Origin of the sequence: Pseudomonas reactans (assembly GCF_013385825.1) — a bacterium.
In the GTDB taxonomy this organism is placed as follows: domain Bacteria; phylum Pseudomonadota; class Gammaproteobacteria; order Pseudomonadales; family Pseudomonadaceae; genus Aquipseudomonas; species Aquipseudomonas reactans.
In genome coordinates this window covers 267816-287050 of sequence record NZ_JACAPG010000023.1, presented here as the reverse complement: position 1 = coordinate 287050, position 19235 = coordinate 267816, and the positions used below count along the sequence as shown (strand labels likewise).

Below are 19235 nucleotides of genomic sequence, written 5' to 3'. Positions count from 1 at the left end.
TATGACTGAGCTGTCGCAGGTGTCGGTGACGGCACTCAAGGGTGTCGGTGAAGCCATGGCCGAGAAGTTGGCCAAGGTCGGCCTGGAAAACCTCCAGGACTTGTTGTTCCACCTGCCCCTGCGCTATCAGGACCGCACCCGCGTGGTGCCCATCGGCCAGTTGCGCCCTGGGCAGGACGCGGTGGTCGAAGGCACGGTCAGCGGCGCCGACGTGGTGATGGGCAAGCGTCGCAGCCTGGTGGTGCGTCTGCAGGACGGCACCGGTGGCCTGAGCCTGCGCTTCTACCATTTCAGCAACGCGCAGAAAGAAGGCCTAAAACGCGGCACCCGCGTGCGCTGCTACGGCGAGGCGCGGCCCGGCGCGTCGGGTCTTGAGATCTATCACCCGGAATACCGCGCCATCACCGGCGACGAACCGCCGCCAGTCGACACCACGCTCACACCGATCTACCCGCTCACCGAAGGTCTGACCCAGCAACGCCTGCGCCAACTGTGCATGCAGACGCTGACGATGCTCGGCCCGAAAAGCCTGCCCGACTGGCTGCCGCTGGAGCTGGCCCGCGACTATCAACTGGCGTCGCTGGACGATGCGATTCGCTACCTGCATCACCCGCCTGCCGATGCCGATGTCGACGAGCTGGCACTGGGTCATCACTGGGCCCAGCATCGCCTGGCGTTTGAAGAACTGCTGACCCACCAACTGTCCCAGCAGCGCCTGCGCGAAAGCATGCGTTCCCTGCGTGCGCCGGCGATGCCCAAGGCCACGCGTTTGCCCGCGCAATACCTGGCCAACCTGGGCTTTGCGCCGACCGGCGCCCAACAACGCGTCGGCAATGAAATTGCCTACGACCTCAGTCAGAAAGAGCCGATGCTACGGCTGATCCAGGGCGATGTGGGCGCAGGCAAGACCGTGGTCGCCGCTCTCGCCGCCTTGCAAGCGCTGGAAGCCGGTTACCAAGTGGCGTTGATGGCGCCCACCGAAATTCTTGCCGAGCAACACTTCATCACCTTCAAGCGCTGGCTCGAGCCGCTGGGCCTGGAAGTGGCGTGGCTGGCCGGCAAGCTCAAGGGCAAGGTACGCGCAGCGGCACTGGAACAGATTGCCGGTGGTGCACCCATGGTGGTGGGCACCCACGCGCTGTTTCAGGATGAAGTGCAATTCAAGAATCTGGCTCTGGTGATCATCGACGAACAACATCGATTCGGCGTGCAACAACGCCTGGCCCTGCGTCAGAAAGGCGTGGGCGGGCGCATGAACCCGCACCAGTTGATCATGACCGCCACGCCGATCCCGCGTACCCTGGCCATGAGCGCCTACGCCGACCTCGACACCTCGATCCTCGACGAACTGCCACCCGGCCGGACGCCGGTCAACACCGTATTGGTCACCGACACCCGGCGAGTCGAAGTGATCGAGCGCGTGCGCGGCGCCTGCGCCGAAGGGCGCCAGGCGTACTGGGTGTGCACGCTGATTGAAGAGTCCGAAGAGCTGACGTGCCAGGCCGCCGAGACTACTTTTGAAGACCTCACCAGTGCTCTGGGCGAGCTCAAGGTCGGCTTGATCCATGGCCGCATGAAACCCGCAGAAAAGGCCGCCGTGATGGCCGAATTCAAGGCCGGCAACCTGCAACTGTTGGTGGCTACCACGGTGATCGAGGTCGGTGTGGACGTACCCAACGCCAGCTTGATGATTATCGAGAACCCCGAGCGCCTTGGCCTGGCGCAACTGCACCAGTTGCGCGGCCGGGTCGGCCGGGGCAGCGCCGCCAGCCATTGCGTGCTGCTCTACCACCCGCCGCTGTCACAGATTGGTCGCCAGCGCCTGGGCATCATGCGTGAAACCAACGACGGTTTTATCATTGCCGAAAAAGACCTCGAGCTGCGCGGCCCCGGTGAAATGCTCGGCACCCGCCAGACCGGCCTGCTGCAATTCAAAGTCGCCGACCTGATGCGCGACGCCGACTTGCTGCCCGCCGTGCGCGATGCGGCGCAAGCGCTGCTCGAACGTTGGCCAGATCATGTCAGCCCATTGCTGGACCGCTGGCTACGCCATGGGCAGCAATACGGCCAAGTGTGACGCCTGACTCACTTAACCGACCAACACTTGTATCAAGCTGGTTATACTTCGTGGACTGTAAGAAATTGGATCAGGCCATGTCAGAAGTTGCCCTCGCCACAGCCCCACTGACCGCCCCGCCGGTCATTCGGGCTCTGCTCGCAAAACTCGCCATCCCCTACACGGAAGTCACCGACCTACCGGGCCTGAATCCAGCGCGAAAGATCCAGGCTGTGCTGCTGGAAGACGCGGTGGGCGCACTGATGGTGCTGTTCCCGCAGAACCAGTTGCTCGACCTCAACCGCCTCGCCGAACTCACCGGCCGTCGCCTCACAGCGGTATCGCCAGATCGCGTCGAACGCATGCTGGGCAAGCACGAACTAAGCCTGCTGCCGGGCCTGCCGCCGCTCACCAGTTCGCCGTGTCTGTATGAAGGCAGCCTGCTCAACGAGCCGAGCCTGCTGGTGCATTCGGGTGAAGCAGGCCTGCTGCTGGAGATCTCCAGCGACGCCTTCAAGACGATGCTCACCAAGGCCAGCGCCGGCCACTTCGGCGAGCCGCTGAGCAACATCCGCCCCAACCTTGACCGCCCGAATGATGACCGTGAGGAAATCACCCAGGCGATGCAGGCGTTCACCGCCCGCCGCATCCAGCAACGCCTGGAAGCGACCATCGAGATTCCACCGCTGGCCGACACGGCGCAGAAGATCATCAAGCTGCGCGTCGACCCCAATGCAACCATTGATGACATCACCGGCGTAGTGGAAACCGACCCAGCCCTGGCTGCGCAGGTCGTGAGCTGGGCCGCGTCGCCGTACTATGCGTCGCCGGGTAAGATCCGCTCCGTGGAAGACGCCATTGTGCGCGTGCTGGGCTTTGACCTGGTGATCAACTTGGCGCTGGGCCTGGCCTTGGGCAAAACCCTGAGCCTGCCCAAGGATCACCCGCACCAGTCCACACCCTACTGGCACCAGTCAATCTACACCGCCGCCGTGATCGAAGGCCTGACCCGCGCTATGCCCCGTGCCCAGCGCCCGGAAGCCGGCCTGACCTACCTCGCGGGCCTGCTGCACAACTTCGGTTACCTGCTGCTGGCCCACGTATTTCCACCGCACTTCTCGCTGATCTGCCGTCACCTGGAGGTCAACCCGCACCTTTGCCACAGCTATGTCGAGCAACACTTGCTGGGCATCAGTCGTGAGCAAATTGGTGCGTGGCTGATGCGTTACTGGGACATGCCGGACGAACTGTCCACTGCCCTGCGCTTCCAACATGATCCGACCTACGATGGTCAGTACGCCGAATACCCGAACCTGGTGTGTCTGGCGGTGCGTTTGCTGCGCAGCCGTGGGATTGGTTCGGGGCCGGATGAGGCGATTCCGGATACGCTGCTTGAGCGCCTGGGGCTGACGCGGGACAAGGCTGAGGAAGTGGTTGGCAAAGTGTTGGATGCCGAGGTGTTGTTGCGCGAGTTGGCGTCCCAGTTCAGCCAGAACTGAGCCACCCACTCCCTGTAGGAGCGAGCTTGCTCGCGAAAAACCTGAGAACACCGCGGGGCTCCAGACACCCCGCGTCATCGTTCACGGTCTTCGCGAGCAAGCTCGCTCCTACAGTGGTTACTTCTTTTTCTTCGGCTTCAAATACTTGGTCAACCCCTGGAACCAGATCACCAGCGCCGGGTTGCCCTTGATCTGGATCGATTTGTCCTGAATTCCCGTCATGAATGCCAGTTGCTTGTTCTTCGCCTGCATCGTGGCGAAGCCGTAGGCGGCATCTTTGAAGGCGATGGCGAACGCCGGCGACGGGTGAGCACCCGAGCGGCTGGTGATGCGCTGGTCTTTGACGATGAAGTGACGGGCAACGTTGCCGTCGAGGGTCTGCAACTGGAACGCCAGGTCTTTATCGCCCAACTGTTGCTGGAAGGCAGGATTGGTGCGGCTGGCTTTGCCCATCATCAGGCCCAGCACCCACAGGAGAAGACGAAATTTCATGACACGGCCTCGGTGTATTTATTGAGTGGCCGCAGCAGTTTAACGATTTGCAAAAAGAACGCCACCGATCTTGCGCATTAGCGGAAGATCGGCTGGCGTTTGACGCTTATAGCAGCATGTTGCTTAAACGTTCGGGCAAGGCACTGGCGCCCAGTCGGCCAGGTTAGGATCGCGGCAGGTGCCTTCGATCTGCGCCTTACCGGCGCTGGCGACCTGCTTGCTTTCAGCTTGCTTGGCCTGCACGGTCTGGATGCTCTTCTCAGTGGTTACCGCTTCTTTCGGCACAACCGGCAGGTCCTTCTTCTTCGCGACTTTCGGTGGTGTCTTGCCACCCTTCTTGGCCGGGACGACCGCAGGGGCTACGTCTGCCTGGGCCACGGTCACTACGTCGTTACGCTGCACACCCACTTGCTGCAGGTCTTTTTCGTAGGCCTGGGTGTAGTTGTTCAGGTCTTCGCTGGCTTTGCCGTTGACCGCGACGATCAGGTCATTGGATTCCTTCAGGCCCGCCACGATTTCCGCCAGGCGCTTGCGGCCTTCGGTGTCGTTGACGGTCTTGGCCTTGCGGTCGGCCACCAGCTTGGTGAACGCGCTCTGGTAGCACTGTTGCGACGCTTTGGCGTAGGCGGTGCTGCGGTCGATGTCGGAGGCGCTTTTGTTGAAGTCGGTGGAGTAGGAGGCAATGCGCTGGTTGTCATCGCTGATCTGCTTCTGACGCTCGGTGTAGTAACCCGCCGCGCCGCCGGCCAATGCGCCGCCCGCAGCACCGATGGCCGCGTTACGGCCGCGCTTGTCGGAGTCGCCGGTCAGGGCGCCCAGCAGTGCACCGCCAGCGGCGCCGATGGCCGCGCCGGTCACCACCGACTTGGTCATGTCCGAATCGGTCGCGCGCAGGTGCTGCACCGGCTCGTAGCAGTTCGGGTAGTACTCGACCTTGGTGCTCGACGCGACCTTGGAGGCCGGCGACGTGGCACAACCGGTCAACACAGTGCTGAAACCGGCCGCGATCAGCAGCAAGTGACGCTTGGAAACCGCCTTACGGGAAAAAAGCATAGGTGTGTTCTCGTTTAAGTTTGACTTGCCCAGCACGGCCCACCGCCGCCTGAGTCCCTTCCAAGCTCGCCATACAGCCAGCGCTCATCGCTGACCGCTCGCTGCGAGCAATTCCTTCAAGATCGTTGCCGGGTCGGCCCGCTGTTGCTTGCGGTAGTTGCCGACATGGCGAACGAACAGTGTTGCGCGCGTCACCAGGCTCTTACCGAGCACCGGCTTGCGATCCAACTCTTCCTTGATCCGTTGAAACTGCGCCTGGATCACCGCATCGGTGTAACGCGTGCCAGTGGCCAGGTTGTCGATATAGATCGCCACGGCGCCATCGAGGGCGCTGCGGCCGTTGGCAATCGCCATGTCGAACAGCTGCGCGCTGGCCTGATCCTTGTTGTCCAGGGACTGTTGGCGGCTCTTCTGCAGGTTGGCCAGGCGGATGTTGTAGTTGGCGATGGTTTCGGCCACCAGCGCGGCCGACTGGATCAGGTTGCCCGCCGCCTCTTCGCGTTGCTGGGCGATCAGCGAGACGTTGCGCTTGAGCTCTTCGTTGACCAGCCCCAGCTCGGCTTGCAGCTTGGGGTCGGCACTGGCGGCAATGATGCTGTCCAGGCGCTTGGTCGGGTCCTGAGCGTCGTCGATGGCGTCGGTCAGTGAAGCCAGGCGGCCTTCTTTCTGCCACTGCGCGAACAGCTCCTTGTAGCGCGAGCGCGGCGCCGACAAGGCGCCAATCGCCACGCGGAATCCGGTGGTCTCGTTGCTTTGCTCGGTGCCGTCAGCGGCGAACAGCGGGTACTCGCGGCGCATGCCGGTGAACAGCGTGCCCTCGCCTTCGAGGTAGTTGCCACCCTTGACCACAAAACCGCCATAGGTGCCCTGGCGACGCCCGGCGTGCACCAGCTGGAAGGATTCCTGGACCATCTCTGCGGCGTTGCCGATCACGTCGAACAGACCAATCGGGTTGGGCAATTTGGTGCCGATGGGCATAAGGCGCGCGGCCTGGCCGGTGCCGCCGGCGACCTGGTTGAACACGGCGTAATCGCCGAGCGGGCCGTCGCTGTCGCTGCCTTCAGTACGGCGCGGGAACAGGCGCCCTTCCAGGTCCTGGCGGCTGACGGCATGACCGCCGCGCGCGGCGAATTCCCACTCCACTTCGGTGGGCAGGCGCACAAAACCCAAGCCGCCGTCGTCCGCCGAAGAGCCGCGCCCGCTGACCGGCAGCAACTCACGGTGGTATTTCATCAGCCAGGCGCTGTACACCGCCGAGAAACGCTCGGCTTCAAAGCGCGACAGCTTCACCTTGGGCAAACGCCCGGCCATGCCGGTGGGCGCGTCGCACGCCGGCGCCGGTTCGCCGCTGGCCAGGGACTGCGCCTGAGACATCACCTGGGCGTACTGGCGTGCCGTCACTTCGTACTTGCCGATGAAGTAGAGCATGGGCTTGAGCGGAGTCTTGGCGTCGGTCTTCGGCATCAAGGGCGCGATGACTTTGTTCCAGTCTTTGGGCAGGTCCTTGAGGGTGAACTGGCCATTGATGAAGTCACGGCGGTAGCCGGAAATGAATGACTGCTGATAGCCCGCCTCGCCGTCGGCAAAGGGGTAGCCGAGGCTGATCTCGCGGTCATCCAGGGTGCCTTGGGCCAGCACGTAGGCGTAGCGGAACACCATGTTGCCTTCGCACGGCAGCGGCAGGCTGACGTCACCCTCCAGCGGTTTGGGGTTGTCGAGTTTGTCACTCGCCTCATCGGCCCAGGCCATCGAGGCCAAGGTCAGCGCCACACAGGCGCCCAGTAACTTATACATCTCTGATTCCTTCAGAAGCCTGGATCCTCGCCACTCGCCAACCGCCACAGGCCGCCGCCACGGCGCTGACGCCCATGACTGCAACCAGGGCCAGGCCGTAATGACGCGCCAACAGGTGGCTGGCGTATTCGCCCGGCACCTGCACAAATAACCTGTTCAACGCCGCCTCGGCCATGCCATACAGTCCGGCACTGAGCACGGCGGCGAAGCCAGCGCTGTACAGCGCCTGCACCACCACAAACAGCAACAACCCACCGGTGGAAAACCCCAACAGGCGCAACACCGACAATTCCCGACGCTTGCGCGCCACCGCGGCCAACGCCCCAGCAAAGATCGCCGCAAACGCGCCCGCCAACGCCAACCCGCAGATCACCCAGAACACGATCGACAGGTTGCGGCTCAACGACTGCACCTGCGCGATGGTCTGCGCCTGGGTCGATACCAGCAGGTTCTGCCCGGCGAAAAACACCCGCAACGGTTCTACGTCGGTGAGGTTGCGCGCATACAGGCGGAATGCCGGGTACACGCGTTGTTCACTCACACCGATCGCTTCACCTTCCCAGCCCAAGGCCGGTACTGCGCGGCCATCACGGTAATCTTCTGCGGCTTCCAGCAATTTCAAATCGGCAAACAAACCGTCACGGGCGAAGGCTTCCAGCGGCAATACCGCCAGCACCTGCAAACGCGTGCGCTGGGCCTCAAAGCGCCCTGCCACCTGCCGCGCAAAATGGGTCTCCAGCCAATCCCCCGGCCGTGCCGCCAGCTTCTCGGCAGCGGTGTGGCTCAGCACGATCTGGTCCAGGCCCTTGGGCACCGGCAGACCCGCCAGCAAGGGATCCCCCGACGCGGTCGGCAGCATTTCCAGGGCCAAGGTGCCTACCTGCGCCGTCGCCGCAATCTGTCGCGTACGCGGCAGTGCAAACGCCACATCGCTGCGCTGGCCGAGTTGCTCGATAAAAGCGCTGCTGAATCGACCACCGCCCAACGGAATAATTTCACGGGTGGCGGGGTCGGTCTGCAAACGTTCGGTCAAACTGCTAACCAGTCCAAATTTCAGGCCGAATAACACCAGCAACGGTGCGATGACGGCGACCAGCGCCAGCACCGAACAGGCCGACAGCCAGGCATCGTTGCGATAGTCCTGCCAGGCCAGCGACGCCACCAGACCGAGGCGCATCAGCACACCTCCCCGAGGGTCGCGGTGACGCCGCCGTCGGTGTCGCGACGGCAACTGATACGCCGCACCTGCAAGCCACTGGCGCGGGCCAGGGGTTCGTCATGGGTGGCGATTACACAGGCGGCGTGGTGTTCGCGCGCCTGGGCCAGCAGCGCCTGCATCACGCGCTCGGCGTTCAAGGGGTCGAGGGACGCCGTCGGTTCATCCGCCAACACCAGTTGCGGTGCATGGGCCAAGGCGCGGGCACAGCTGACGCGCTGGCGTTGACCCACCGAGAGCGCTGCCGGTTTCTTGGCCAACTGGTCGCTGATCTCCAACTGCTCGGCCAGGCGCGCCACGCTGCCGTCGTCCTTCAAGCCCAACAGTTGCCGTGACAAGGCGATATTGCCGCGCACATCGAGAAACCCCAGCAAGCCGCCGGTTTGCAGCACGTAACCCAGATGCTGGCTACGCAGCGCAGCCAGCGTGGATTGCTGATCACCGCGCCACAATCCGTCAATGTCCTGCTGATGAAATTCAAACTGCCCGACCTGATCCGGCGCCAATACCAACGCCAGCAAATCCAGCAAGGTGCTTTTGCCACAACCGCTGGGCCCGACAATCGCCAATTGCTCACCCGCACGCAGCGTCAGCGCCGGAATTACCAGGCTGTAGCGCTGACTGCCGACGCCCCGGCTCTTGTGCACCGCGTTCAGGTTCAGCATCACGGCAACGTCGACAACGGCACGCGGTACAACGCGTCACCCGGCTCGGCATCGCCGAAACGGACCCAGTTGGCCAGGTCATTGTGGAAGGTTTCGTAGAGGCGGATCTTCGAGTCCAGCTCGTCGATAAAGTCTTCCTGCTCGGCCACGCTCAACGACAACCACAGGTCCTGGGTCATATTCAGCGACTTGCTGCGGTACGGCAGGCCTTCCAAGTATTCGCCGAGGATGCCGCCGTCGGCCAGGTTGCCGCCCTTGCGCAGGGCTTGCGGGTCACGGCTCATGTAGGCCGAGGCGCTGGCGATTTCCTGGAAGAAGTCCTTGGGTGAAGTCTGGGTCTTGCGCGCTGCATCGACGATCAGTTTCAGCGACTGCTGCAGGTCATTGAGCTGCAGCTTGGTCAGCATCACGCACACCTGGAACGCCGGCAGTGCCGGGTTGGTCAGGTCGCGGTCGGCGGTCCAGGCGCTGACCAATTGTGGCGCCTGGCTTGCGGTTTTGCGCCCGAGGAAATCCATGTGCATGGCGTAACCGACGGCGGCGGATTTGTCCGCAAGGCTCGGCGCGCTGTTCAACAACGGCACCGGCTGTGGCGTGTTGCTGCGCACTTGATGTACGAGGTTGGCGAACACCGTGCCGATCTCATCCACACGTTCACCGAGTTTGCGCACATCGCCACCGGGCACCGCCGTGTAGAGGTCGCCGATCTGCGGGTTGGCGTCAGCGGTAAGGATGCGGTACTGGCTCTCGGCACCGGCATGGGTTTTCTTGCCGGCGTCGGTACGCAGGTGCAGGGCGTAGATCTTGATCTGTTTGCCCAGCGCGGCCTGGCGTACCTCGGCTTCGTTCATCTGGGTGGCGGCAAACGGATCGTTCTTGCGCAGCGCGCCGGCGTCGGTGACCAGCAGGATGATGCGTCCGCCATAGCCGGACCAATCCATGCCATCCACTGCCTGCATGACTCCGGCGAACGCATCTTCGTTGAAGGAATGGCTGGACACGGTGGACGCCTTGATCTGGCGCGCCATGTCGAGGAAACGTTGCGGGTCGCGGCCCTGATCGAGGGTGATCAGGGTCTTGGCGACGTATTCCAGGCCAGGGGTTTTCTTGATGCTGCTGCGAAAGCCGACCATGCCGAAGCTCACGCTGTCCAACTCGCCACGCTCGCCGATGCGGGTTTGCAGTTCGTGCACCACGTCGCGGATCTGGTCGATATAGGGCTGCATGGAAACGGTGGTATCGACCACCAGCACAACCGCCGTGCGGAAGGCATCGGCGTTGGCTTTGATCACCGGTGTCGAGGGCTTGGCGGCCGCGCTGCTGCCGGGATCGATGGAGGCCACATTGAGCAACTGCACCGGCTGGCCGTTTTCGTCGAAGCTCTCTTTGGAATCGAAGATCGGCAGCAGGTAGAACTGGTTTTGCGGCACTGCACTGGCGGTCGGTTCCAGGGCCAGGATCTGGCTGTTGTCCTCACTGTTTTTCTGCGCCTTGGCCAGTGCGCCTTTGGCGGCGGCCGGGTCAGCCAGCAACTTTTCCACTTCAGCGGATTGGCGCAGGAACATCACCGGCGCGCGGCCTGAACGCTCGGTGAACTTCAAGACCAGGCTCTGCTTCCAGTCGCTGACCTGGGACGCAGGCAACCAACCATCACTGCGGCCATCGGTGGCGGCGCCGACGCGCAGCCACGGGCTGCCGTCAACGTCCTTGCGCTGGTAGACGTAGAGCACGGAAAACGCCGGCAAGGCCTTGCCCGGCGCACTGCCGGCGTCGGTTGAAAGCTTGGCGCCGGGTTTGCTGAGGACGCGCTGGAACAGGGTTTTCTTGCCCGCCATCAGCAACGGACGCTGGCCGCCATCCACTTCTGCCACAGGCGGCGCCACTGGCGGCACAACCACCGCAGCCGGGGGTTTGGCCACAGGTTCATCGCTGCCGCTCAACCACCAATAACTGGCACCACCAATCGCCAACGCAACCGCCACTGCAACAGCGGCGAGTGCCAACACCGGCCCACGGCGCTGCTCGCTGTGCTGGGACGGCGGCACCACCGGTTGGCGCACCGGCTGGGGTTTGTCGGTGGGGATCTCGATGGATTCCGGGGTGATGCCAGCCAGATCAAAACTCATCGGGATCGGCAACGGCCGCACCAACGTAGCCTCTGGCGATTCCGACGGCAGGTTATCCAACGCCCGCAACAACGCCGCCGCATCCGCGAAACGCTCCGCCGGATCCTTGGCCAACAGCTTGCGCAGCACCTCCTGATAACGACCGTGGTGCACCGGCAATTCGGGCAGCGGTTCAGTCAGGTGCGCGAGCGCCGTGGAGAGTGCATCAGTGCCGGTGTACGGCAGCTTGCCGACGAGAATCTCGTACAGCACCACACCCAACGCGTACAGGTCGGCGCGACCATCAATCTCTTGGCCCCGCGCCTGTTCTGGGCTCATATAGCTCGGCGTGCCCACGGCAAACCCGGCCTGGGTGAACTGAGTGCGATCATCCAGCGACTTGGCGATACCGAAGTCGGACAGCACCGCCGTACCATCGGCGCGGAACAGAATGTTCGCCGGTTTCACATCGCGGTGCACCAGGCCCTGGGCGTGGGCATAGCCCAGCGCCGAGGCGATCTGGCGGATCAGCGTCACGCCCTGCTCCGGCGTCATGCCGGCGGCGATGCGCTCCTTGAGCGTGCCGTTGGGCAGGTATTCCATGGCCATGTAATACAGCTCACCGACATTGCCGATGTCATGGATGGTCACCGTGTGCGGATGCGACAAGCGCGCCAGGGTCTTGCCCTCACGCAGGAAGCGCTCGCAGAAGCTCGGGTCAGCCGCCAATGCCGCCGCCATCACCTTCAACGCCACCTTGCGCTCCAGGGAACGCTGGGTCGCCAGGTACACGCTGGCCATGGCGCCTTCGCCGATCTCGCCTTCGATGTCATAACCCGGAATCAGGATGTTCATGCCGATACCTTCACAACGATGGCGGTGATGTTGTCCGGCGCACCCCGGTTGAGCCCCAGGTGCACCAGGCTGCGCACGATTTCATCCGGCGTGTCGTGGCCGAGGACTTCGCGGATCTCATGGTCTTCGACGGTCTTGTTCAGGCCATCGCTGCACAGCAAATAGCTGTCACCGGGAGCGATCAGCAGGTCAACCACCGCCAGTTCCAGGTGCGCTTCCACGCCAATCGCACGGGTGACGATATTGGCCCGTGGATGCGTGCGGGCGTCGGCTTCGCTGAGCAGGCCGCTGTCTTGCAGGTCTTGCACGTAGCTGTGGTCGCGGGAGATGCCTTCCAGCACGCCGTCGCGCAGGCGGTACAAGCGGCTGTCGCCAGCCCACAGGCAAACGCCGCGCAGGCCACGCGCGGCCAACAGCACCACGGTGCTGCCCATCATGGTCACGCCACGGTGGGCGGTTTCTTCGCGCACGGCGGCGTTGATGCGCAGCAGGTCGTTGCGCAGCGCCGCCGTGTATTCATCCAGCGAGCGCCCCACCGGCACGCTGCGCAGGCTGTCGACGATCAGGCTGCTCACGTAATCCCCCGCCGCGTGCCCGCCCATGCCGTCGGCCACCACCCACAGGCGGTTTTCCGGCAGATCCAGGCAGGCGTCTTCGTTGACCTGGCGAACCATGCCCACATGGCTTTTGCTCGCGGATTTGTACGTCGACCCCATCTACACCACACCTTCTTGTCCGAGCAAAAACTGCGCAAAATCGCCGGCGGCAGGCAAGCCCTGACACCGCAACAAACCAGGGGAAATCGTCTGCGAGCCACGGCCCCACCACAGGCTCGCGCCTTCGCAGGCCTGTTCGGCCAGGGCGGTCATGCGCCCGTGAGGCACGGTGGCGGCCACCCGTTGCAAGCCGGCGAAACGGCCACCCACCGCGCGCGGCTCGCTCGCCGGAAAGCCCAGGCTGTCGAGGCCATCATTAAAACTTTCGAAGGTGGCGCCGGCATCCAGGGTGCTGAGCAGCAACGCTTCGGCCTGCTCGAACCAGGTGTCCGGCCCGCCGACCAGGGACGCAGGATTGGTGTCGTGATCGAGCAAGGTCACCACCGCCAGCGGGAAGTAACGCCCGACCCGGTCGATGCTCGGCATCACCACACCCGCCGCCGCGTCCGGTCCGCATACACCCGGCGCCAGCACAAAGCGCCACAACGGGCTGACCAGGTAGGTGTTGAGCCAGTCGCCGCCCAGGCTGCTCTGGCTGGCGAGCAGACCCGCCGCCAACCAGCTGTCCCACGGGCCGATAAAACTCTGGGGTAGCGCGCGGCTGACAAAGTCACCACGACTGGCCAACTTGCCGTAGAAACCCAGCGTCGTCATAGCCGCTCCGGCAGGCTGAAGCCACTGAGCACGCGACTCTTGAACGGGTTGAAGGCGCTGTTGGCGCGCAGTTCGTAGGCAATGCTCGCACCGTCGACACGCAGGCGCAGGTTGAAGCGGTCCGGGGAATTACCAGCGGTGAGGTCCGACTGTTCCAGCAAGCGGAACCAGGCCCACGGTCCGTCCAGGGTCACGCCGGAACGGCCACTGGCCGACGGCGGCATGATGGAGATACGCACCACGCCAATGCTGCCGGGGTTCGGCCATTGCATCGCCACTGGGCGGCTGGGGCCGTGGTCGTAGCTCAGTTGCTGACCGTCCAGGTCCAGCAGGAACTGGGTGATGGTCGGGTCCATCGACACCGGCTTGAGTTCGAACCGCACAATCGGCTGGGTGCCGCCAGCGCGGAAGAACGCATCGCGGATCGTCGCTGCGCGCTGGAAGGTTTGCAGCACGCCCGGCGCAATCCCCAGCTTCTGCGCCGCGCCCGGCTGCCAGCGCCAGGTCTGCGCGGAGGTGTCTACGTAAGGCTGCAGGTATTTGCGGAAGTAGTTGTCCATCACCCCGCCCACGCCGAAGAACTGGCCGAAGTCGTCCAGGGTGGCATCCCGCGCGCTGCCCGGCGACATGGGGTAGCGGCCGGCCAGGGACTGGCGATACACGTTGACCACTTCGCTGACCCAGGCCGCGTTCAGTTGATTGCGCACCCCGCCCATCATGCTGTTGGTGGTGGAGTTGACCACCGATTTGACCATGCCCTGCACCAGCGGCGGCTGGCGTTCGGCATTCAGGCTGACCCGCGTGGCCGCCGCTGCCGCCTGGTTCTTCGCCTCGCCGAGCAAGGCATCACCGCTGGCGCCAACCATGGCGCTGACCTGCACATACAGCGCATTCATGTCGGTGAGCAGGCCATCGATGGCCGCTGGCTCGCCTTCATTCTTGCTGACGATGCTGTTGAGTTCGGCAAAGTGTGCGGTCACCGGATCATCCGCCGCAGCCGGTGCATTGGCGCTCGGTTGCTCCTGGCCAAGCAGGCTGCCTAGGCGCTCCTTGAGCTTGTCGACGCCGCCTTCCACCGGCACGCCTTTAGCGGCCAATTGGCGCTCTTCGGCTTGCAGATCGGTTTCCTTGGCCACCGCCACCAGCAGTTTTTTCAGCGGAGAAGTCGGGCCGGAAATCACCCGCAATACGTCGGCCGCCTGGGCCACGCTGGTAATCGGCACAAAGTCGATGTCCGCCAGCATGGCGTCCCACTGACGCTGGTAATCCTGGAAATACAGGCGGCGTACGTCGGCGGCGAGGCTCACCACGTTCTGCTGGTCGGCCTGTTCGTGCCCCAACACCCACTGCTCTTCAGCCAGGGTGCCGGTCTGGTTCAGGCTGCTGAGCAAAAACGCCTGGCGATAGCCCTTGGCGGTGAAGAACCCACTCAACGGCTCGCCCAGCGGCTTGCCACTTTTGCGGCTGAACACCAGCGCCGCGTCACGACCGGCTGCTTCGTTGATGCGAAAGTCCGGGATCCCTTCAGGCAGTTTCTGGCGCTTGACCCGGTCATACACGCGCTGAGCCACCGGCAGTTGTTGCAGTTGGCGGCGCAGGTCGTCGATCAGCCGTGGATCCAGGCGTGCATTGGGCGGATGGCGTTCGAACAGCGACTGCAAGTGCCCGGCCAATGCCTGGCGCTGATCGGCCGGCAAGTCGCGCGGCAGGTTGCGGTCCCAGTCGAGGGCGATCCAGGCCTTGATGAAGTCCGGGTCGTAGTGCTCGGCATCGGCGAGCATCAAGTAGGCCTTGAGGCCTTCATAGAGGAAGTCGGAATTGCCGCCGCCGTGCAGTTGTTCTTCGATGCGCGTCACCAGGCGTGGTGCGAACACGGCGATCAACAGCTTGCGGTAGACGCTGGCGGACTCGGCTTCAAGCATGTCGCCCTGGTACAGCCCCAGGCCTTCGGACCAGCTCGGCGAGTCGCCGGCCAGGTTCTTCACGGCGTTGAGTAATGGCAGCACCGCGAGGATGTCACGCTGCGCCGGGCTCAGGTTCTGCACGGTCTGGCCCAGCGGTGCGACCTTCTGGTCGACCTGGGCGATATACGCCTGGTTGGCGCGGTAACTCATCCACCACAAACCGCTGACCACCACGACAGTCGCCACGGTGGCGGCCAGCACGCCGCGTGCAATCCACTTGCGTCGGCGCTCGACCTTGGGGTTCACCCCGACCAAGCCACGCTCGGCAAACGCCACGGCGGTGAAGAGTTTTTCGATGAAGTAACTGCGCCCTGTGCCGCTCTGACGCGCCAGGTGCTGGCGGTCCAGGTTCATGCTTTGAGCCATGGCGCCGATCAGGCGGTCGATCGGGCTGCCTTCCTGGGTGCCGCTGGTGAAATACACACCGCGCAGCAACACGCGCTCTTCAAAGGCATTGGGCTTGAACACGCCTTCGAGGAAGCTTTGCAGGCAATCCTTCAATGCGCCGAACTGCTGCGGGAAGCCGTAGATCAGGTCGCGCCGCGCCGGGTCGCGTTCCTGTTGCAGGCGTTCGACCAGACGTTCGTTGAGGCGCTGTTCCAGCCCGGCGAATTCGCTTTGCAGGTGCGCCAACGGGCTGTCGCTGTTTTTGCCGTCGTCCAGGGCAAAGGTCATGCCCCACACCTGGGCGCGCTCTTCCTTGCTCAGGTTGTCGAAGAACTCCATGAAGCCCGGCACCAGGTCGAGCTTGGTCAGCATCAGGTAGATCGGGAAGCGCACGCCCAGTTGGGTGTACAGCTCCTGGATCCGCAAGCGGATGGCGGCGGAGTGGGCGGCGCGCTCGGCGTCGGTGCCGAGCAACAGGTCCGACAGGCTGATGGCGATAAAGGCGCCATCGATCGGCCGACGCGAACGCTGCTTTTTCAGCAGGTCGAGGAAGCCCAGCCACGCGGCTTTATCCACCGTGGAGTTGCTGTCCTGGGTGGTGTAGCGCCCGGCGGTGTCGAGCAACACAGCCTGATCGGTAAACCACCAGTCGCAGTTGCGCGTGCCGCCGACACCCCGCACGGCACCGGCGCCCAACTGTGCCGCCAGCGGGAAATGCAGTCCGGAGTTGACCAGCGCCGTGGTCTTGCCCGAGCCCGGTGGGCCGATGATCACGTACCACGGCAGCTCGTAGAGGTTGCGGCGCTCATCGCCACCGAGCTTGGCCTTTTTCAGCAGCGCCAAGGCCTCGTCCATGCGCTGGCGCAGGGTGGTGAGTTCTTCGGCGGTGGCAACGCTGTTCGGGTCAGCCGGGGTTTCGGCGGCCAGGCTGCGCATCACTTCGGCGGCCTGACGCCGCGCCTGGATGATGCGGAATACGCGGTAGGCAATCCACACCGCGAACACCAGGATGATCAGCGCCCAGCGGCGCCCTTCCGGCACCAGCACGTCGAGCAACGGCCCGACAAACCAGATGATCAGGCTCAGGGCGATCAGGCCCAGCACGGGAATCACCCAGCGAATCATGAAACTGAAAAACGCCTTCACTCGACGCCCTCCGCCAATACGGTGATTTCAACCCGACGATTGCGGGCGCGGCCTTCTGCGGTGGCGTTGGTCGCCACTGGCTCGGTGTCGCTTCGGCCCTCGGCGCTGAAGCGATCCGCCTGGCCGGTCTTGGCCGCGAGGATTTCCAGCACAGACTTGGCGCGCGCTTCCGACAGCGCCCAGTTGGACGGGAAACGCAGCGTGGCAATCGGGCGGTTGTCGCTGTGCCCGGTCACGCGTACCTGGCCTTTCACTTTGCGAATGGCATCGGCGATGCGCAGCATCAGCGGTTGGTAGTCATCGACAATGCTGGAGCTGGCGGACGCAAACAGCTCGTCGCCACGGATGGTCACCACTGAACGGTCGACCGCATCTTCTACAGCAACGCGCCCGGCCTTGATGTCTTCCACCAGGAAACCGGCCAGGCGTGGGCGCTCGATTACTTTGGGTTGTGCCACCGGACGGTCGATGGCCTGCACCGGGATTTCGCCCAAGGCGTGGATGTTCTTGAACACCGGCTCGGCATCCGACGCCAGCTTCATGCGCAAACCAAACAGCAGCGCCAGCAACAGCGCCACGCCGATAGCCACGGCGATCCACGGCGGCATGAATTGCGCCAAGCGATCCCGCGCCACGGTCACGCCCCGCCAGTGTGGCGACAGTTCACGTTCGTGTTCGCCACGGGCGCTGCGAATGGCGGCAGCCGTGCGCTCACGCAGGGTTTCCAACTGACTGCGGCCGTCGTTCATTACGCGATAACGGCCTTCAAAACCCAGGCACATGCACAGGTACAGCAGCTCCAGCAGGTACAGGCGTTCCCGTGGACTTTGCAGGCAATGGTCGAGCAACTGAAAGACTTTCTCACCGCCCCAAGCTTCGTTATGCACCGTGATCAGCAGGCTCTGCTTGCCCCAGTCACTGGTGCTGCCCCAAGGCGTACTCAACACCGCTTCATCCAGCGCGGTGCACAGCGCATAACGCGCCAGCAGCACTTCGTTGCGGGCGATACCGGCCGCTTCGGCGCGCTCTTCAAACTGGCGCAGATACGCCAGCAACTGCGCGCGCAGGCTGGCCGGCGCTGGGTGGGAGATGGTGTTGCGCAGCCGCGTCAGCAGTGCCAACAACGGGCCGGCGGCGCTTTCCAGCGGGTTGAGGCCCTGGCTCTTGCCGGTGAGCATCGGCGCGGCCGGCATGGCCAGCGGTGAAGGTTCGGCACGCGCAGGCTCCGGCGCCCGGCCGCCCGGACGCGGCATGAACTGGGTGCGGTCATCATCATTGGGATGCATCGCGGATTATCCTCGGATCGCCCAAAAGGCCAGGTTCAAGCCCGGGAACTGCCCGGCGATGTGGAAGGCAAAGCCGCCGGAGTTGCCCAGCTGTTGCCAGGCCTCGCTGCCGCGATCTAGCTCGTAGTAGGTGGAACCTGCGTGGTACGGCAATTGGCGCGGCGCCACGGGCAGAGGCAACAGGGTGATGCCCGGCAGTTGCAGGTTGACCAGGTCGCGGATGTGCTCCACCGAACCGACTTTGCTCTGCTGGCCGAAGCGCGCGCGCAGGGTTTCGCCGGGAACATCGGCACGCACCACGAGGATGAAGCTGGCGTTGTCGAGCAGGGTCTTGTCGGCCAGCATCGCCACATGGACGCCGTAGGCTTTCTCCACAATCGGGATTGGCGTGGCCTTGCTGTCGATCAACATCGACAGCGCTTCACGCAGGGCGGCCATCACCGGAGCAAAGCTCAGCGCCAGGTCGTCGTGCTGGTACTGCGGGTACTCCTGGGGACGGCGGCCCGAGGTCGAGAAGGTCGAGAACTCACCGGCCAAGCTCACCAATTCACTGAAGAAACGCTCCGGGTGCAGCGGGCTCAACTGGCTCAAATGCTGGATCAGCGGTTGGGCGCGGTTGACCAGTTGCAGCAGCATGAAATCGGCAATCTCCGACGCGCCACCGGCGCCCGAAGCGACCACGCGCCCCGCCAGGGCTTCACCTCGTTGGTGCAGCAGGCCAAGCAGCTCGCTGCGAAATGCCGTCAGCGGTTTGCTCGCCGCCACGTCCAGCACGGGCGGGATGTAGGTGTCGTCGATGACCAGCGCGCGGTCGGCGCGTTTTTCCTTGATGCGCACCAGGCCAATAGCGGCGTAATCGCTGATGCCATCCTGGGTGGTCAGCAGGCGCAGAGCCCGGGAGCCCAAGGCCACCGGTGCGCGGTTTTCGAAGGGTGCATTATCGTCACGCACTTCGCGGACCTGGCTCACATAACGCGCCGCCTCCAGGGCTTCGCCTTCCTCCACAGTATCGCGGGCACCGGCACGCTTAAGCGGCAGCGCCAGGTACAACAGGCCATCGCGCAGGTTGTCATCGACGTTCAGCGGGCTCGGCGCCAGATCGTCCTGGGGAATGTTGAACGGCGTGCCGTCGGGCAACAGGCCACGCGCCGAGACGATCGCCAGCTTGCCCTGGGCCAGCAGGCCCTGGTCGATCAGCAGCTCGGAAAAACCCCAGGCCCCGGCAGACAACGGGCGGCTGCGGGCATCGATCAGGTTTTCCAGGTAACGGTCATGCTGCTGGAAGTGCTGCGTTCCGATGAACATGCCTTCCGACCAGACCACGCGATTGTTCCAGGACATGGGGGC

Annotated in this window: 13 protein-coding genes; 2 read left to right on the top strand and 11 right to left on the bottom strand. The window is 64.0% G+C overall.

All coding sequences use genetic code 11. From position 1 onward, the window contains the following. Position 1 precedes the first annotated feature (1 nt). Both recG and HX868_RS27735 read left to right on the top strand, forming a co-directional pair. Positions 2 to 2077, top strand: a complete 2076-nt coding sequence (gene recG, locus HX868_RS27740) for an ATP-dependent DNA helicase RecG (protein WP_177005041.1) — start codon at positions 2 to 4, stop codon at positions 2075 to 2077. Positions 2078 to 2154: 77 nt separating this feature from the next. After that, a complete protein-coding gene (locus HX868_RS27735) occupies positions 2155 to 3555 on the top strand; it encodes an aminoacyl-tRNA deacylase and HDOD domain-containing protein (RefSeq protein WP_177005040.1) in 1401 nt (466 codons plus the stop codon). A 117-nt stretch (positions 3556 to 3672) separates the two neighbouring features. Here HX868_RS27735 and HX868_RS27730 read toward each other — a convergent pair whose 3' ends face one another. From HX868_RS27730 to tssK, 11 genes are all read right to left on the bottom strand, one after another. Further along, the gene (locus tag HX868_RS27730) at positions 3673 to 4047 is read right to left on the bottom strand and encodes a helicase (RefSeq protein WP_177005039.1); all 375 of its coding nucleotides are present in this window, start codon (positions 4045 to 4047) and stop codon (positions 3673 to 3675) included. A 123-nt stretch (positions 4048 to 4170) separates the two neighbouring features. Further along, positions 4171 to 5100 (bottom strand): type VI secretion system-associated lipoprotein TagQ, encoded by a 930-nt coding sequence (gene tagQ, locus HX868_RS27725; RefSeq protein ID WP_177005038.1) that lies wholly within the window; start codon positions 5098 to 5100, stop codon positions 4171 to 4173. 84 nt (positions 5101 to 5184) lie between these two features. After that, positions 5185 to 6894 carry a formylglycine-generating enzyme family protein gene (locus HX868_RS27720; protein WP_177005037.1) on the bottom strand — a complete coding sequence of 570 codons (1710 nt, stop codon included), beginning with the start codon at positions 6892 to 6894 and terminating at the stop codon, positions 5185 to 5187. Next, a complete protein-coding gene (locus tag HX868_RS27715; RefSeq protein ID WP_177005036.1) occupies positions 6887 to 8071 on the bottom strand; it encodes an ABC transporter permease family protein in 1185 nt (394 codons plus the stop codon). The genes HX868_RS27720 and HX868_RS27715 overlap by 8 nt, the downstream gene beginning before the upstream one ends. Next, positions 8071 to 8775, bottom strand: coding sequence for an ABC transporter ATP-binding protein (locus HX868_RS27710; RefSeq protein WP_177005035.1), 705 nt, complete (start codon positions 8773 to 8775; stop codon positions 8071 to 8073). Before HX868_RS27710 ends, HX868_RS27715 begins: the two co-directional genes overlap by 1 nt. Beyond that, positions 8775 to 11735 carry a serine/threonine-protein kinase gene (locus HX868_RS27705; protein ID WP_177005034.1) on the bottom strand — a complete coding sequence of 987 codons (2961 nt, stop codon included), beginning with the start codon at positions 11733 to 11735 and terminating at the stop codon, positions 8775 to 8777. The genes HX868_RS27710 and HX868_RS27705 overlap by 1 nt, the downstream gene beginning before the upstream one ends. Beyond that, on the bottom strand, positions 11732 to 12451 hold the full coding sequence (locus HX868_RS27700; RefSeq protein ID WP_028618488.1) for a PP2C family protein-serine/threonine phosphatase: 720 nt from the start codon (positions 12449 to 12451) through the stop codon (positions 11732 to 11734). Before HX868_RS27700 ends, HX868_RS27705 begins: the two co-directional genes overlap by 4 nt. Beyond that, the gene (gene tagF, locus HX868_RS27695; RefSeq protein ID WP_177005033.1) at positions 12452 to 13105 is read right to left on the bottom strand and encodes a type VI secretion system-associated protein TagF; all 654 of its coding nucleotides are present in this window, start codon (positions 13103 to 13105) and stop codon (positions 12452 to 12454) included. Continuing rightward, positions 13102 to 16602 (bottom strand): type VI secretion system membrane subunit TssM, encoded by a 3501-nt coding sequence (gene tssM / locus HX868_RS27690; RefSeq protein ID WP_177005032.1) that lies wholly within the window; start codon positions 16600 to 16602, stop codon positions 13102 to 13104. The genes tagF and tssM overlap by 4 nt, the downstream gene beginning before the upstream one ends. Next, positions 16599 to 17888: a DotU family type VI secretion system protein gene (locus tag HX868_RS27685; protein WP_177005031.1), complete on the bottom strand. Its 1290-nt coding sequence runs from the start codon at positions 17886 to 17888 to the stop codon at positions 16599 to 16601. Before HX868_RS27685 ends, tssM begins: the two co-directional genes overlap by 4 nt. 6 nt (positions 17889 to 17894) lie before the next feature. Next, positions 17895 to 19229 carry a type VI secretion system baseplate subunit TssK gene (gene tssK, locus HX868_RS27680; protein ID WP_177005030.1) on the bottom strand — a complete coding sequence of 445 codons (1335 nt, stop codon included), beginning with the start codon at positions 19227 to 19229 and terminating at the stop codon, positions 17895 to 17897. Positions 19230 to 19235: the final 6 nt, after the last annotated feature.

Excerpts from the sequence above, each read along its gene's own strand:
- HX868_RS27715 (WP_177005036.1), bottom strand. The coding sequence starts at position 8,071 with ATGCGCCTCGGTCTGGTGGCGTCGCTGGCCTGGCAGGACTATCGCAAC.
- tagQ (WP_177005038.1), bottom strand. The coding sequence starts at position 5,100 with ATGCTTTTTTCCCGTAAGGCGGTTTCCAAGCGTCACTTGCTGCTGATC.
- HX868_RS27720 (WP_177005037.1), bottom strand. The coding sequence starts at position 6,894 with ATGTATAAGTTACTGGGCGCCTGTGTGGCGCTGACCTTGGCCTCGATG.
- HX868_RS27705 (WP_177005034.1), bottom strand. The coding sequence starts at position 11,735 with ATGAACATCCTGATTCCGGGTTATGACATCGAAGGCGAGATCGGCGAA.
- HX868_RS27685 (WP_177005031.1), bottom strand. The coding sequence starts at position 17,888 with ATGCATCCCAATGATGATGACCGCACCCAGTTCATGCCGCGTCCGGGC.
- recG (WP_177005041.1), top strand. The coding sequence starts at position 2 with ATGACTGAGCTGTCGCAGGTGTCGGTGACGGCACTCAAGGGTGTCGGT.
- tssK (WP_177005030.1), bottom strand. The coding sequence starts at position 19,229 with ATGTCCTGGAACAATCGCGTGGTCTGGTCGGAAGGCATGTTCATCGGA.
- HX868_RS27735 (WP_177005040.1), top strand. The coding sequence starts at position 2,155 with ATGTCAGAAGTTGCCCTCGCCACAGCCCCACTGACCGCCCCGCCGGTC.
- HX868_RS27710 (WP_177005035.1), bottom strand. The coding sequence starts at position 8,775 with ATGCTGAACCTGAACGCGGTGCACAAGAGCCGGGGCGTCGGCAGTCAG.
- tagF (WP_177005033.1), bottom strand. The coding sequence starts at position 13,105 with ATGACGACGCTGGGTTTCTACGGCAAGTTGGCCAGTCGTGGTGACTTT.
- HX868_RS27700 (WP_028618488.1), bottom strand. The coding sequence starts at position 12,451 with ATGGGGTCGACGTACAAATCCGCGAGCAAAAGCCATGTGGGCATGGTT.
- HX868_RS27730 (WP_177005039.1), bottom strand. The coding sequence starts at position 4,047 with ATGAAATTTCGTCTTCTCCTGTGGGTGCTGGGCCTGATGATGGGCAAA.